Source organism: Pseudomonas sp. KH_021 (genome assembly GCF_057838865.1).
Genome location: NZ_CM174477.1, coordinates 962,921 through 978,285, shown reverse-complemented (window position 1 = coordinate 978,285; position 15,365 = coordinate 962,921). Strand labels below are relative to the sequence as shown.

Genomic DNA, 15,365 nt, shown 5'->3' with positions numbered 1-15,365 from the left:
CAGGCAAACCGCAGCGCGCTCATCGCCGCTTGCTCCCTCCCAGCAACGACCCCATCAATCCCCGCACCAAATTGCGCCCGATCTGGTTAGCCGCTTGGCGCATAGCCGACTTCAATGCCTGCCCCGCGATGCCACCCAGAAACTCCCCGGCCTTATCGCCAAAGCTCTCTTCGGCCGGCACGGGCTGTTCTGGCTGCTCTTCAGGAGCCACAGCCTTGCGGGCAGCCAGCATTTCATAGGCCGACTCGCGATCCACTGCCTGGTCATAACGCCCGAGCAGCGGCGATTGCGCGATCAAGGCCTTGCGCTCGGCCTCGCTCAAAGGCCCGATGCGTGATTGCGGCGGGGCGATCAGTACGCGCTGGACCATCGCTGGCGTACCCTTGTCCTGTAGCGTTCCAACCAGTGCTTCACCTATTCCCAACTCGGTCAGTACGGCCAACGAATCAAAAGCCGGATTCGGGCGAAAGCCATCGGCCACCGCCTTGAGGGACTTCTGCTCCTTGGCGGTGAACGCTCGCAGCCCATGCTGTACTCGCAAGCCCAACTGAGCCAGAACATCATCCGGTAGGTCGGTCGGCGACTGGGTCACGAAATACACCCCCACGCCCTTGGAGCGAATCAAACGCACCACTTGCTCCAGGCGCTCCTGCAAGGCCCTGGGTGTACCGGCAAACAGCAAATGGGCTTCATCGAAGAACAGCGCCAGCAACGGCTTGTCCGCATCGCCCCGCTCTGGCAATTGCTCGAACAACTCCGCCAGCAGCCACAACAGGAACGTCGCATACACCTTAGGCGCTTCATGCACCAGGCGACTGGCATCAAGCAGGTGAATGCGTCCTTGCCCCTGGGCGGTCGGCTGGAGAATATCTTCAAGCTGCAGTGCCGGCTCTCCGAACAGCGCCTCGGCACCCTGCTGCTCCAGGGTCGCCAGCCGGCGCAACAACGCCTGGCTGGAACCGGTGGTCATCAGGGCGCTGTCCTCACCCAACCATTGCGGATTGTCCTTGAGGTGGTTGAGCAGCGCCTTGAGGTCCTTGAGATCCAGCAGCAACAAGCCTTCGCGGTCCGCCACCTTGAAGACTGCATATAAAGCTGCCTGCTGGCTGTCGGTCAGTTCCAACAAACTGCCCAGCAACAGCGGCCCCATTTCACTGATGGTGGTGCGCAGCGGGTGGCCACTGACGCCATTGATATCCCACAGCGTGACCGGATAAGCCTGAGGTCGATGATTCAACCAGGGCATGCCGGCAATCCGCTCGGCGACCTTGCCCTGTGGATTACCCACTGCTCCCAAGCCACACAGGTCACCCTTGATGTCCGCGGCAAACACCGCCACTCCGGCATCGCTGAAGGCTTCGGCCATGTGCTGCAAGGTCACCGTCTTGCCGGTCCCGGTCGCGCCGGCAATCAAGCCATGACGGTTGGCCAGGCGCCAATCCTGAGCAACAGGCTGACCCTGCAGGTCCGCCCCCAATAATAGTTGTGTGGAATCAGACATTTTTTTGCCCTTTCGTGCATACCATTAGTTGATGCAAACGGACTCTAGAACCTTAGCGGACACAACACGCCGTTGCCCACGATTTATTGACCCGAACGCGTGGCGTACCACTAAGCGATCGAACAACTATTCTTCATAGAGGTCAACCTTATGGATGACGACCCCGGAGGGATGCTGATCGTGCACATCGCTGACATCACCATGTTCTACGCCCCAGCCAGTGGCGGCGTGCGTACCTATCTTGATGCCAAACACCGCCGCCTGGGCCTGCATCCGGGTGTACGCCACAGCTTGCTCATCCCCGGCGCCAACTTGACCCGGCAAAACGGAATTTACGAAGTGCCTGCCCCCGCCCTGCCTTTCGGCAACGGCTACCGTTTTCCACTGCGCCTGGCCCCTTGGCGTAATGTACTGCACGACCTGCAACCGGACCTGATCGAGGTCGGCGACCCCTATCTGACGGCGTGGGCCGCACTCGATGCACGACGGCAACTGGACGTGCCGGTCATTGGCTTTTATCACTCCGACCTACCGCTTTTGGTCAGCAACCGCATGGGTAACTGGTTTACCCCCAATGTCGAGGCTTATGTCAGCAAGCTCTATGGCAATTTCGACCGCGTGCTGGCCCCCAGCCAAGTAATGGCTGACAAGCTGCGCAGCCTGGGTATCCGCAATGTCCATGTGCAACGCCTGGGCGTCGACCTGGCCACCTTCAACCCAAGCCTGCGCGAACCGTGCCTGAAGCAGCAATTGGGCATCAGTGATGACACCCATCTGCTGATCTTCGCCGGCCGTGGCTCGAGGGAAAAAAACCTGCCCATCCTGCTTGGCTGCATGAAGCGCCTGGGTATGCATTACCACCTGCTGTTGGTGGGTTCACACATGCCCGCCGGCACCCCGGACAATGTCACGGTGATCGATCACTTCTGCCCGCCCCAGGTAGTCGCCCGCCTGATGGCCAGCGCCGATGCGCTGGTCCACGCTGGAGACCAGGAGACTTTTGGGCTGGTCATTCTCGAGGCCATGGCCAGCGGCATCCCTGTGGTGGCCGTTGCTGCTGGCGCGTTCAACGAAATCGTTCAACCGGACTGCGGCGTGCTCTGTACACCTAACGACGCCCTGGCCATGGCCCGCACGGTCTGCCAGTTGTTCGAGGGCGATCCGGTCAAGCTCGGCCAGTCGGCGCGCCTGCACGCTGAACAGCACTATGCCTGGGATACCGTGGTCAATGGCCTGCTGGCCCATTATCGGGCGGTGCTGGGTAGCAGCCTGGTGCTGCACGCCCATGCCTGACAACGCCTGCAACGAATTCCAACAGCCCAGCCTGCTGTTGGTGTTGCACGATGTCACGCCGCAAACATGGGCCGATTACCAGCCCTTCGTCGAGGCTGTGGATGCCATCGGCTCGGTCCCGATGACACTGCTGGTGGTGCCGGACTTTCATCGCCATAACGCCCTGGACGGCAATGCCCCGTTTCGCAGAATCCTGGAAAAGCGCCTGGCCCGAGGCGATGAACTGGCACTGCATGGTTATAGCCACGCCGACGAAAGCCCGGCTCCCCGCTCGCCTCGCGAATATTTCATGCGTCGGATCTACACCTGGGAGGGCGAGTTTTATGACTTGAACCGTGATCAGGCGATGGCGCGATTGCAAGCCGGAATCGCTTTGTTCGAACACTTTGGCTGGCCACTGCACGGTTTTGTCGCGCCTGCCTGGCTGATGAGCCAAGGCACCCGAGAGGCCTTGAGCAGTCTGCCACTGGCCTATACCAGCGCCCCGCAAACGCTGTTTCGGCTTCCCGACTTCAGCCCCGTGCCTGCTCCCGGACTTGTCTGGAGCGCTCGTAGTGCCTGGCGACGCGGGGTGTCCAGGCTGGCCTGCGACGCCCGGGAACTACGCTTGCGCAAGGCCCGGACGATTCGCCTCGGGCTGCATCCGGTCGATATGCGCCATCGTTTCTCTCGGGATTACTGGCTGGAATTGTTGCAGCGCCTTTTGGCGCAAGGCCGCGAACCCATGACCAAGGCCGCCTGGATGGCAAGCCAGGCCGGCGCATGAATCGCTTGATCGGGTTGCTGGTCGCCCTGCTGGCGGCTGTCCTGATTCCCTTATGGATCGGCGGCAGCGACCTATGGCCGCGCCTACAGCGCTTTCCTGTTTATCTCTTGGTGATCATGCTCGGCATGATTGTCTTCTGCTGGATGATCAACGCCCTGCGCCTGCGTCTATTGCTGGGGGAACAGGTCGATCGACTGGGGTACTTGCGCAGTCTCGCCGTGGTGATGTCGACCGAGTTCGCCATTTGCGCCACCCCAGGTGGCAGTGGCGGTCCACTGACGCTGATGGCTCTGCTGGGACGGCTGGGTGTACGCCCCGCGCGCAGCAGCGCCGTGTATGCGATGGACCAATTCAGTGACCTGGTGTTTTTCCTCTGCGCAGTGGTCGGCATTCTGATCTACGCGCTGCTGCACAATTTCAGTCGCAGCCAGGAATCCCTGTTGCTCAGCAGTGCCCTGGTCATGGGCGCAGGGGTGGTCTTGTGCCTAGTGATGATACGCCTGCACCGGCGTTTGATTCGCTTCAACGGGCGGCTGCTACGAAGATGCAAGGTGTCGGCTCGGACTCGCCGACACTGGGCACGCAAGCTGCTGCACTTTCTGCAAGCCTTTGGCGATACGTGCACATTACCCAGGCGGGTGCTGTTGAAAGTATTTGCCCTGACCTGCCTGCATTGGGGATTGCGCTACAGCGTGCTGTACCTGGCGCTCAGGGGCCTGGGCGCCGATCTGCAATGGGGCTACAGCTTTCTGATCCAGATGCTGTCGCTAAGTGCAGGCCAGTTGAGTTTGCTGCCAGGCGGGGCAGGCGCCGCCGAGTTGACCTCGGCGGCGCTCTTGGCACCGATGGTTGGCAAGTCCACGGCGGCCGCGGCCATTGTGATCTGGCGGGCAGTGACCTACTACTTCTATCTGATTGCGGGCGGGCCCGTGTTTCTGGCAATGCTGGGGCGCCCGCTGCTGCACAAGCTGAGGAAACTCAAGCAGGCCTGAACGCAAGGTCCATGTAGGAGCCGGCTTTACCGGTGTGCCGGACCACCGCGATGGACACACCGCGGCTTGCCAGATACACCGAGGGGATGCCATCGCCGGCAAGCCGTGCTCCTACAGGGTGCATCACCGGCCGAGGTAGGAGCTGGCTTTAGCCGCGATGAACGCACCGCGGTTTGCCAGATACACCGCGGGGATGCCATCGCCGGCAAGCCGTGCTCCTACAGGGTGCATCACCGGCCGAGGTAGGAGCTGGCTTTAGCCGCGATGAACGCACCGCGGTTTGCCAGATACACCGCGGGGATGCCATCGCCGGCCGAGGTAGGAGCTGGCTTTAGCCGCGATGGACACACACCGCGGTTTGCCAGATACACCGCGGGGATGCCATCGCCGGCAAGCCGTGCTCCTACAGGGTGCATCACCGGCCGAGGTAGGAGCTGGCTTTAGCCGCGATGAACGCACCGCGGTTTGCCAGATACACCGCGGGGATGCCATCGCCGGCAAGCCCGGCCAGAAACATCAGTTGAAGACCACCGTCTTGTTGCCGTGAACCAGGACGCGGTCTTCCAGGTGATAACGCAGGCCACGGGCCAGCACCATCTTCTCCACGTCACGGCCGAAGCGCACCATGTCTTCGATGCTGTCGCTGTGACTGACACGCACTACGTCTTGCTCGATGATAGGGCCAGCATCCAGCTCTTCAGTGACGTAATGGCAGGTCGCGCCAATCAACTTGACGCCGCGCAGCGAGGCCTGGTGATAGGGTTTGGCACCCACGAACGACGGCAGAAAGCTGTGATGGATATTGATCACCTTACCTGCGTATTCCTGGCACAGCTGTGGCGGCAGAATTTGCATGTAGCGCGCCAGCACCACCACATCGGCCTGGTGTTCCTTGACCAAGCGCGAGACCTCGGTAAAGGCAGGCTGTTTGTCCTGAGGATTGACCGGTACGTGGAAGTACGGGATGCCATGCCACTCGACCATACTGCGCAGGTCGTCATGGTTGGAAATAACACAGGCGATCTCGCAATCGAGTTCGTCGCTGTGCCAGCGATGTAGCAAGTCCGCCAAGCAGTGGGATTCACGGCTGGCCATCAATACCACGCGTTTTTTCTGGTCGGTGTCGGTGATGTGCCACACCATCGAAAACTCTTTGGCAATGGGCGCAAAGGCCTCACGAAACGCCTCGATGCCAAACGGCAAGGTATCGGCACGGATTTCGTGACGCATGAAGAACCATCCGCTCAAATCATCAGAGTGATGGCTCGCTTCGGTAATCCAACCATTGTAGGAAGCCAGGAAATTACTGACTTTGGCAACGATGCCAACGCGGTCAGGGCAGGCAATCACCAGCCGATAGGTGCGCATGTAGGAAACTCCAAGAACTTCGCAAAGGCCGCCATTCTAGCGACTGCCGGACGAATCTGCAGTATTCCGTGCACAGTAGACGCCGACTGGCAGGGGAACCGGCGCGGCATTGGGTTGTAACGTGCCCAGGCCCAAGCGGGAGTGTGTACCCAAGCGACAGGCAGCAACAACGCAGCGAGAATCGAAGCCTTGGCGTTATATCTAATTCAGGCGACTCCGGGTGTAGTTAAATTTAAAGTAATTTGTCCTGCTGCACTATTTAATGTTTACTTGAACAAACCGTCTGACTATTATTGCCCCCACTGTCTCCCTTTCCCCCCTTTCAAGATAAGGTCATGCCCATGTCGTTGATCAACGAATATCGCGCCACCGAAGAAGCTATCAAAGAACTGCAAGCACGCCTGAAGAACCTGTCGCAAGACGACAAACTGCAAACCGAGCTGGAATTCGAAGGCAAACTGCGCACCCTGATGGGCGAATACTCCAAGTCGCTGCGTGACATCATCGCGCTGCTGGACCCAGAAGCCAAAGTTAACAAGGCTCCCCGTGGCGGCGCCGTGAAAACCACCGGCACCAAGCGCGCGCGCAAGGTTAAACAATACAAGAACCCGCACAATGGTGAAGTCATCGAAACCAAAGGCGGCAACCACAAGACCCTGAAAGAATGGAAAGCCAAGTGGGGCGGCGATGTGGTTGAAGGTTGGGCAACTCTGCTGGGCTAAATTGCCCGCGCCCTGAAAAGGGCAATGCCTGCCATAAAAAACGCCAGCACTGCTGGCGTTTTTTATTACACCTTCAAGACGGCCTTAGATTTCAAGACGTGTCGCAAGGCCTTGCGCATACAACCGCCATTGCTGCAACAGTTGCTGCTGTGCAGGGCCAGCACTGACAGCCTGCTCCTGCAACGCCTGGTCGAATTGGGCCAGTGTATTGGGCGCTCCGTACTCGGGCTGCGTCAGGCGCTGCTGACAGAACTGGCGCCAGCGTTGCTGTTCTTCGCTATTCAAGGTGTCGGCGAAGTTGCGGGCGCGGTAACGAAACAAAAGTTCCGGTAAACGCTCATCATCGAACATCCATTGTGAACCCGCCCATTGATCCGGGTGCACAGTGCGGACCTGCTCGCATAAACGCCGATCGCGCTCTCCGAGAAAACCTGAATACAACTGCTGTTCCGGGTCTTGCGTAGGCGCAAACTCTTCCCCAGCATAAATACTGGCCAGTTTTTCTTGCCAGCAGGGTTGCATGTCAATAAGCCGCCTGGCCTGCGTCAAGTAATCATCCAGCGACACTCCCAAACGTTGTTGATCTTCTGCGCGCAACACGTTCAACGGCGCCACTACCGGGCACCGATTGATATGAATCAACTTGAGCGGCACCGCTAATTCACCCTCGGCAAATTCCTCGCGACGCCGGTATAAACGCTTGCGCAATTCCTCGGCCGGTTCTTCGAGCAACGGCTTAGGGTCCAGATGAAGGTCGCAGACAATCAATGCATTTCGATTATGAGGGTGCCAGGCCAGTGGCAAGACAACGCCCAAATAATGACGCTCGGCGGAAAAGCGCCCGGAAATATGTATCAAGGGCTGCAACAATCGGATGTGTTCCGTCACCTTTTGTTTACTGCGCATTTGAAATAACCAGTCATACAATCGCGGCTGTCGCTGCCGAATCAAACGTGCAAGTCCAATGGTTGCCCTGACATCCGACAATGCATCGTGTGCCTGGCCATGATCGATGCCGTTAGCCGCGGTCAATAGCTCCAACTTCAGACTGGTGCGCCCCTCCACTTGAGGCCAAATAATGCCGTCTGGGCGTAGCGCATAAGCCGCGCGCACCACATCAATGAGGTCCCAGCGACTATTACCACCCTGCCATTCCCGCGCATAAGGGTCGAAAAAGTTTCGATACAGGCTATAACGCGTGACTTCGTCGTCGAAACGCAAGGTGTTATAGCCCACGCCGCAGGTACCGGGCCTGGACAGCTCGGCATGCACCCGAGCCATGAAATGCGCCTCATCCAGCCCCTGCTCGGCCAGTCGCGCAGGCGTAATGCCGGTGATCAGGCAAGCGGCAGGGTGCGGCAGGATATCGTCGCTGAGCTTGCTGTAGAGGTTGATGGGGGCCTCTATCTCATTGAGGTCCAGGTCGGTGCGAATGCCCGCCACCTGCAACGGGCGGTCGCGGCGCGGGTCAATACCGGTGGTTTCGTAGTCATACCAGAAAAGGCTGGAACTCACGGGGGCTGTCCTTGAATCAAATTCAGGGAAGTCTAGCGCAAGGGTCAGGCCGAGGCATTCAACGGATAGAAACTGAAATAGTTGCGCAACGCACTGACCAGGAGCTCGTACTCATGCGGGGCTTGCAGGAGCATGAAGCCAGAATCGTAATGGCCAGGGGTTTGATCTTCGTGACACCACAGGCAACTGGCGGTCAGGTTGATCAGATGGACCACGCCATCGCGGCCTGGCACCTTCAATTGGAGTTCGAAGTCCGGCCCCACCAGCAAGGGCAGCGAACTGATCAGCATCAACCCGGACTCTGAGACATTGCCCAGATAGCCGATGGGTTGATCAGTATGGCGGTTGAACACCTTAAGATAATAAGGGAGCTGGTGACGCTCGATGCGACGCTCGGTAAACATGCTGATTTCACTGTCGAAGACCATTGAGTATGGTCGCACTAGTACCTTGATGATGGTTCTCTACATCAAGACTAGCCCAATGTGGCTCGACAGTCACAATCTGACGTGCTTCTTTATTACTCATCAAAGGGCAGACTGGCTCGCCGCGGCATGGCCCAGTTGCTCCAGGGTCTGCAGCCGAGCCCGAGCCCGATAGGCGTACTCGCTGGAAGGATACTGGTTGAGTATGAAGTGATAGGTCTGGGCCGCGTCCAGGTACAGCTTCTGACGCTCAAGGCACTGCCCCCGCAGCATCGAGACTTCCGGCTGGATGAAACGCCGCGAGCGGCTGGCGCGATCGACTTCGGACAGCTCCAGCATCACGCGCTCGCAATTGCCCCGATCGTACGCCCGGTAAGCGTTGTTCAGATGGTGGTCCATCGACCACCGGGTACAGCCGACGACACTGGTCGCCAGGGCTATGAGAATCAAGGCTCGCATGAACATCTCCTGTGCTTGGCAGCGTATCGGCCTGGCCTTGAGAATCTGAAGGCGGCCGACAAATGGCCCTGACAAAAGTAGTGAACGGCAACAATGACTACAGCAAGATTGAGGAGTAGCCTTTGGCTGCGCTTCACTAAAGGAGTCTGTGCATGACCGTTCGCCGTACCAAAATTGTCGCCACGCTTGGCCCAGCCAGCAACTCGCCGGAAGTTCTCGAACAACTGATCCTGGCCGGCCTGGATGTTGCCCGTCTGAACTTTTCCCACGGCACGCCCGATGAGCATAAGGCCCGCGCCAAGCTGATCCGCGACACCGCCGCCAAACACGGCCGCCATGTCGCGCTGCTCGGTGACCTGCAAGGCCCGAAAATTCGTATCGCCAAGTTCGCCAACAAGCGTATCGAACTTCAGGTGGGCGACAGCTTCACGTTCTCGACCGCCCACCCGCTGACCGATGGCAACCAGTCCATCGTCGGCATCGACTACCCAGACCTGGTCAAAGACTGTGGCGTGGGCGACGAACTGCTGCTCGACGACGGTCGCGTGGTCATGCGCGTCGAAACCGCGACCGCTGATTCCCTGCACTGCTCGGTCCTGATCGGTGGCCCGCTGTCGGACCACAAAGGCATCAACCGCCGTGGTGGCGGCCTGACCGCACCGGCATTGACCGAAAAAGACAAGGCCGACATCAAGCTGGCTGCCGAGATGGACCTGGACTACCTGGCCGTCTCCTTCCCTCGCGATGCCGCCGACATGGAATACGCCCGTCGCCTGCGCGACGAAGCCGGCGGCACCGCTTGGCTGGTGGCCAAGATCGAACGCGCCGAAGCGGTCGCGGACGATGAAACCCTCGACGGCCTGATTCGCGCCAGTGATGCGGTCATGGTTGCTCGTGGCGACCTGGGCGTGGAAATCGGCGACGCGGAGCTGGTAGGCATCCAGAAAAAAATCATTCTGCATGCACGCCGCCACAACAAGGCTGTGATCACCGCGACCCAGATGATGGAGTCGATGATCCAGAACCCGATGCCGACTCGCGCTGAAGTGTCCGACGTGGCCAACGCCGTGCTCGACTACACCGATGCGGTCATGCTGTCGGCCGAAAGTGCTGCTGGCTCCTACCCGATCGAAGCGGTCCAGGCCATGGCGCGCATCTGCGTCGGCGCCGAGAAGCACCCGACCAGCAAGACCTCCAGCCACCGGATGGGCACTCAGTTCAACCGTTGTGACGAGAGCATTGCGCTGGCTGCGATGTACACCGCCAACCACTTCCCGGGCGTGAAAGCGATCATTGCACTGACCGAAAGCGGCTACACCCCGCTGATCATGTCGCGCATTCGCTCCTCGATCCCGATCTTCGCTTTTTCGCCGCACCGCGAAACCCAGGCCCGCGTGGCCTTGTTCCGTGGCGTCTACACCGTACCGTTCGACCCGGCTGCATTGCCTCCTGAGAAAGTCAGCCAGGCAGCGGTAGACGAGTTGCTCAAGCGCGGCGTAGTCGAGCAAGGCGACTGGGTGATCCTGACCAAAGGTGACAGCTATCACACCATTGGCGGCACCAACGGCATGAAGATCCTGCACGTGGGCGATCCGCTGGTCTGATTTAGCGTAATACCGCGGCGCGGCCATCGCCTGTAGGAGCAGAGCTTGCTCGCGATGGCCACACCACGGACTTCACCCAACGCCTAAACCCCACGCCCCACAAACACATCCGCCAGCATCTGGTTCCGGGGCAATCCCGCCAGGTACAACTGCCGGGAAAACAGCTCGACGCTAGCGGGCGACCCGCATAGCAACGCCACCGTCTGCCGAGACTGCAACCGCATCGACGGCACCTCCCCCGCTTCAAACCCTTCCACCTGCAATTGCGGAAAACGTCGCGCCATCTCTTGCAAGGGCTCTTGCCAGTACTGCACCCCGGTATGCACCAGCCGAATCGGCCCCTGATGCTCCTGGCGCAAGGCTTCGCGCAACACCCCCCACAAGGGCGCCAACCCCGTGCCCGCGGCCAACAGCCAGAGCGGTCGCGCCTGCCAGTCGGGGTCGTAATGCAATGCACCACCGCGCAACTCACCCAACTGCACCTGATCGCCCGGGCGCAATGCTCTCGCAGCATCGCTGAAGGCGCCGGGGTAGCGGCAGTCGATATGAAAGGCCAGCCAGGGGTCTTCCTGAGGCAGGCTGGCCAGCGAATAGGGGCGTGCCACGGCACCCGCCCACAGCACCAGATGCTGACCTGCCTGATAACGCAATGGCCGCTGCGGCGCCAGGCGCAGATGCAAAACATCGCCTTGCAACCAATCACAGCCCACGACCTGTGCCGGTATACCGTCGCTGGCCGGATCGAACACCGCCACACTCAGGTCATTTTCAACCCGGCACTGACACGCCAGTCGCCAGCCTTGCTCGCGCTTTAGCGCATCGAGGGCCGTTGGATTGATATCCAGTGGCTCGCCTTGCACGCAACGCACCAAGCAAGCGTGACAGCTGCCCGCCCGGCAACTGTAAGGCACGGCAAAGCCTGCCGTATTCAGGGCATCGAGCAGGTTGCTGCCAGGTTCTACCGTCCAGCGCCTAGCGCCCACCGCCAGCTCAGGCATCACGTCGCCCTCCCGGGCTTTCCATGAAATTGGGGCGATTGTACAGCCCGGCCAACTGGGCCGTCGCCATTCGTCGACGCTGCGGATAGAAGGAACTCGACCTTCGTCTGTCCACCGGCGCGTGTGCCCAGGCTTCAGGCAGGGTATACTGCCGCGCCTTTTTTGCGTCGATGTCACCCGTCGGCGCGCCTGAAAAGTTTTTTCGACGAGTCGGCTCGACCTTGTTGGAATACCTTATTGAATGTTCCCGTCTTTAAGAGGAGCGCGCCGCATGACCGTGATCAAGCAAGACGACCTGATTCAGAGCGTTGCCGACGCCCTGCAGTTCATTTCCTACTACCACCCCGTTGACTTCATCCAGGCCATGCACGAGGCCTATCTGCGTGAAGAATCGGCCGCTGCACGCGATTCCATCGCCCAGATCCTGATCAACTCGCGCATGTGCGCCACTGGCCACCGCCCGATCTGCCAGGACACCGGTATCGTGACCGTGTTTGTCCGCGTGGGCATGGACGTGCGCTGGGATGGCGCGACCATGAGCCTGGACGACATGATCAACGAAGGCGTGCGTCGCGCCTACAACCTGCCAGAAAACGTCCTGCGTGCCTCCATCCTGGCCGACCCGGCTGGCGCACGTAAAAACACCAAGGACAACACCCCGGCAGTCATCCACTATTCCATCGTTCCGGGTAACACCGTGGAAGTGGACGTGGCGGCCAAGGGCGGCGGTTCCGAGAACAAGTCGAAAATGGCCATGCTCAACCCGTCCGACTCGATCGTTGACTGGGTGCTCAAGACCGTTCCGACCATGGGTTCTGGCTGGTGCCCACCGGGCATGCTGGGTATTGGCATCGGCGGCACCGCCGAGAAAGCCGCCGTCATGGCCAAGGAAGTGTTGATGGAGTCCATCGACATTCACGAACTGAAGGCTCGTGGCCCACAGAACCGTATCGAAGAGATCCGCCTGGAGCTGTTCGAGAAGGTCAACCAGCTGGGCATCGGTGCCCAGGGCCTGGGCGGCCTGACCACCGTGCTTGACGTCAAGATCATGGACTACCCGACCCACGCCGCCTCGTTGCCGGTGTGCATGATCCCCAACTGCGCCGCCACCCGTCACGCTCACTTCGTGCTCGACGGTTCGGGCCCTGCAGAGTTGGAAGCGCCGGACCTGGACGCCTACCCGGAAATCGTCTGGGAAGCGGGCCCGTCGGCTCGCCGTGTCAATCTCGACACCCTGACGCCAGAAGAAGTGCAAACCTGGCAGCCCGGCGAGACCGTCCTGCTCAACGGCAAGATGCTCACTGGCCGCGACGCTGCGCACAAGCGCATGGTCGAGATGTTGAACAGGGGCGAAACCCTGCCGGTCGACCTGAAGGGTCGCTTTATCTACTACGTCGGCCCGGTTGATCCGGTACGCGAAGAAGTGGTTGGCCCTGCCGGCCCGACCACCGCCACGCGGATGGACAAGTTCACTCGCCAGATCCTCGATCAAACCGGCCTGTTGGGTATGATCGGCAAGTCCGAGCGCGGCCCGACCGCTATCGAGGCGATCAAGGACTACAAGGCGGTGTACCTGATGGCCGTGGGCGGCGCTGCCTACCTGGTGGCCCAGGCGATCAAGAAATCGCAGGTTGTAGCCTTTGCCGAACTGGGCATGGAAGCGATCTACGAGTTCGAAGTCAAAGACATGCCAGTCACCGTCGCTGTTGACAGCAAAGGTGAGTCGGTTCACATCACAGGCCCTGCGATCTGGCAAAAGAAGATCGCCGAAAGCCTGGCGGTGGAAGTGAAGTAAGCGCAAAAAGCGACCTTCACCAGAAAAAACAAACCCCTGCTTATTAGCGGGGGTTTGTTTTTTCTGGAGCCCAGCTCCAGCACTTGATCTTGATCTTGATCTTGATCTTGATCTTGATCTTGATCTTGATCTTCAAACACAGAAAGCCCAGACACCGCGGATGTCCCTTCAGGAGGCCGAGTGGAGCGCCTGCGTAGTGGGGTAAGGGCCATGGATGGCCCGCAAGCGCCGATGGGCCAGGGACGGCCCGTCGGCGCGGCCCCACGGAGCAGGTGCGGAGGGAGGGAACCCGGAGCGAAGCGTAGGGCCGGATGCGGGGACCAGGGGTTTTGCCTACTTTTGCCCCAACAAAAGTAGGACGCCGTAAAGGCGGAAAGGTGACTAAGCGTCACCCTCTCAAACGGATAAGCACTCGATTCAAGAACCTTGGCTTTGGTTCAACTGATAGCGAGCATATCCAGACAATTCATAGACGCGGACTCACTGTTCCGCTCTTACAGCCAGCCCTTTCAAGGTCTTCGTTTAAACTCTCTCCCATCTACGGTCCAGGATGACGAAACGATGTGGGAAGAAGTCTTAGCGCGGTTTGAAAAAAAAGCACCGGCCAGCGTCATGGCCAAGTTGGCGTTGGAGCAGGCCATCCCGGCCGAGTGGGTCGATCAGGTGTTCGAAAACCATCGCCAACGCCAGTACCCGCGTGAGCTTTTGTTTTCGACCATCGTTGAGCTGATGTCCCTTGTTTCATTGGGTTTACGACCTTCACTGCATGCCGCTGCACGTCAGATGGAGGACCTTCCGGTTACCTTGGCAGCGCTCTATGACAAGGTCAGCCGCACAGAACCCGCGTTGCTGCGGGCCCTGGTCACCGGCAGCGCAGAGCGGTTGACCCCGACCATAGAAGCGTTGGGCTGTTCAGCCATTTTGCCCGGCTGGCAACTGCGTATCGTCGACGGCAACCACCTGCCTTCTACCGAAAAACGTCTGGGGGCTTTGCGGCGTGAACGAGGCGCCGCGCGGCCTGGTTTTTCGGTCGTGGTCTATGACCCCGACCTGGATCAGGTCGTTGACCTTCAGCCCTGCGAAGATGCCTACGCCAGTGAACGCGTCAGCGTACTGCCGTTGCTGGCGAGTGCGAGGGCGGGACAGCTGTGGATGGCCGATCGGCTCTATTGCACGCTCCCCGTCATGGAAGCCTGCGAGGAGTCGGGCGCCTCGTTCATTATTCGTCAGCAGAGTCACCATCCACGCCTGATCCAGGAAAACGACTGGCAAGAACCCGTGTCTGTCGAGGCTGGAACGGTGCGTGAACAAACCATCGAATTGAAAGGCGGACGCTGCTGGCGGCGAATTGAACTGAGCTTGCGAACGCCCACTGAGTCGGGTGACTCCACGCTCTTATTCTGGAGCAATTTGCCCGACAGCATCAGTGCTCAGCAGATCGCTGATTTGTACCGTCGTCGCTGGAGTATCGAAGGGATGTTCCAACGCCTGGAATCGGTGCTGGACAGTGAAATCGCAAGCCTGGGCAACCCCCGAGCGGCCTTGCTCGGTTTTGCCTCGGCGATCTTGGCCTACAACGTTTTGTCGGTCCTTAAGCGCAGTGTTGAACAGGCCCATCGCCAGACGCAGCCCGAGGGCTGGGAAGCTTCGATCTTCCACCTGGCGGTGCAGGTGCGCAGCAGTTATGAGGGGATGCAGATCGCGTTGCCCTCGGATTACCTATCACTCCAAACGACCTCAGAAACTCTGGCGGAGCGTCTGTTGGCGCTGGCCAGGAATATCCAGCCCCGACAGGTCGCTAAAAGCAAACGCGGCCCCAAAGTAGATAAACCCAAGGAATGGCTCGAGGGCAAAGCTGCGCGTGCTCATGTATCGACGGACCGGGTGCTCAAGGCCAAAAAAGATGAAAGACCTTGAAAGGGCTGGC

Annotated in this window: 13 protein-coding genes; 7 read left to right on the top strand and 6 right to left on the bottom strand. The window is 59.7% G+C overall.

Translation table 11 applies throughout. The annotated features are described in order from the left end of the window. Nucleotides 1–19: 19 nt before the first annotated feature. A complete protein-coding gene (locus tag AC3IX4_RS04635) occupies nt 20–1,501 on the bottom strand; it encodes a helicase HerA-like domain-containing protein (RefSeq protein WP_489259451.1) in 1,482 nt (493 codons plus the stop codon). 171 nt (nt 1,502–1,672) lie between these two features. Between AC3IX4_RS04635 and gpgS the strand changes: the two genes are divergently transcribed. From gpgS to gpgF, 3 genes are read left to right on the top strand one after another with little or no spacing between them, the layout of a single operon-like run. Next, complete coding sequence (gene gpgS, locus AC3IX4_RS04630) at nt 1,673–2,794, top strand: N-acetylglucosaminyl phosphatidylglycerol synthase (protein ID WP_489261206.1); 1,122 nt, start codon at nt 1,673–1,675, stop codon at nt 2,792–2,794. Further along, a complete protein-coding gene (gpgD, locus tag AC3IX4_RS04625; protein WP_489259450.1) occupies nt 2,787–3,560 on the top strand; it encodes an N-acetylglucosaminyl phosphatidylglycerol deacetylase in 774 nt (257 codons plus the stop codon). The genes gpgS and gpgD overlap by 8 nt, the downstream gene beginning before the upstream one ends. After that, nucleotides 3,557–4,552, top strand: a complete 996-nt coding sequence (gene gpgF, locus AC3IX4_RS04620; protein ID WP_489259449.1) for a glucosaminyl phosphatidylglycerol flippase — start codon at nt 3,557–3,559, stop codon at nt 4,550–4,552. The genes gpgD and gpgF overlap by 4 nt, the downstream gene beginning before the upstream one ends. Nucleotides 4,553–5,068: 516 nt before the next feature. Here gpgF and purU read toward each other — a convergent pair. Then, complete coding sequence (gene purU / locus AC3IX4_RS04615) at nt 5,069–5,920, bottom strand: formyltetrahydrofolate deformylase (RefSeq protein WP_489259448.1); 852 nt, start codon at nt 5,918–5,920, stop codon at nt 5,069–5,071. Between the two features lie 341 nt (nt 5,921–6,261). Here purU and mvaT point away from each other — a divergent pair, with 341 nt between their 5' ends. After that, entirely contained in the window at nt 6,262–6,642 is a 381-nt protein-coding gene (gene mvaT / locus AC3IX4_RS04610; protein ID WP_489259447.1) for a histone-like nucleoid-structuring protein MvaT, read from the top strand. A gap of 84 nt (nt 6,643–6,726) precedes the next feature. On the opposite strand, the gene sbcB is transcribed toward mvaT, so the two are convergent. From sbcB to AC3IX4_RS04595, 3 genes are all read right to left on the bottom strand, one after another. Next, the gene (gene sbcB / locus AC3IX4_RS04605; RefSeq protein WP_489259446.1) at nt 6,727–8,157 is read right to left on the bottom strand and encodes an exodeoxyribonuclease I; all 1,431 of its coding nucleotides are present in this window, start codon (nt 8,155–8,157) and stop codon (nt 6,727–6,729) included. A gap of 44 nt (nt 8,158–8,201) precedes the next feature. Then, nucleotides 8,202–8,561 carry a PilZ domain-containing protein gene (locus AC3IX4_RS04600; RefSeq protein ID WP_489259445.1) on the bottom strand — a complete coding sequence of 120 codons (360 nt, stop codon included), beginning with the start codon at nt 8,559–8,561 and terminating at the stop codon, nt 8,202–8,204. 123 nt (nt 8,562–8,684) lie between these two features. Further along, complete coding sequence (locus AC3IX4_RS04595; protein ID WP_489259444.1) at nt 8,685–9,041, bottom strand: tetratricopeptide repeat protein; 357 nt, start codon at nt 9,039–9,041, stop codon at nt 8,685–8,687. 152 nt (nt 9,042–9,193) lie between these two features. Between AC3IX4_RS04595 and pyk the strand changes: the two genes are divergently transcribed. Continuing rightward, complete coding sequence (gene pyk / locus AC3IX4_RS04590) at nt 9,194–10,645, top strand: pyruvate kinase (RefSeq protein ID WP_489259443.1); 1,452 nt, start codon at nt 9,194–9,196, stop codon at nt 10,643–10,645. An 83-nt stretch (nt 10,646–10,728) separates the two neighbouring features. On the opposite strand, the gene AC3IX4_RS04585 is transcribed toward pyk, so the two are convergent. Further along, the gene (locus tag AC3IX4_RS04585) at nt 10,729–11,643 is read right to left on the bottom strand and encodes an iron-sulfur-binding ferredoxin reductase (RefSeq protein WP_489261205.1); all 915 of its coding nucleotides are present in this window, start codon (nt 11,641–11,643) and stop codon (nt 10,729–10,731) included. Between the two features lie 271 nt (nt 11,644–11,914). Here AC3IX4_RS04585 and AC3IX4_RS04580 point away from each other — a divergent pair, with 271 nt between their 5' ends. Further along, a complete protein-coding gene (locus tag AC3IX4_RS04580; protein WP_489259442.1) occupies nt 11,915–13,438 on the top strand; it encodes a fumarate hydratase in 1,524 nt (507 codons plus the stop codon). A 612-nt stretch (nt 13,439–14,050) separates the two neighbouring features. After that, nucleotides 14,051–15,355, top strand: coding sequence for an IS4 family transposase (locus AC3IX4_RS04575; protein ID WP_489261189.1), 1,305 nt, complete (start codon nt 14,051–14,053; stop codon nt 15,353–15,355). Nucleotides 15,356–15,365: the final 10 nt, after the last annotated feature.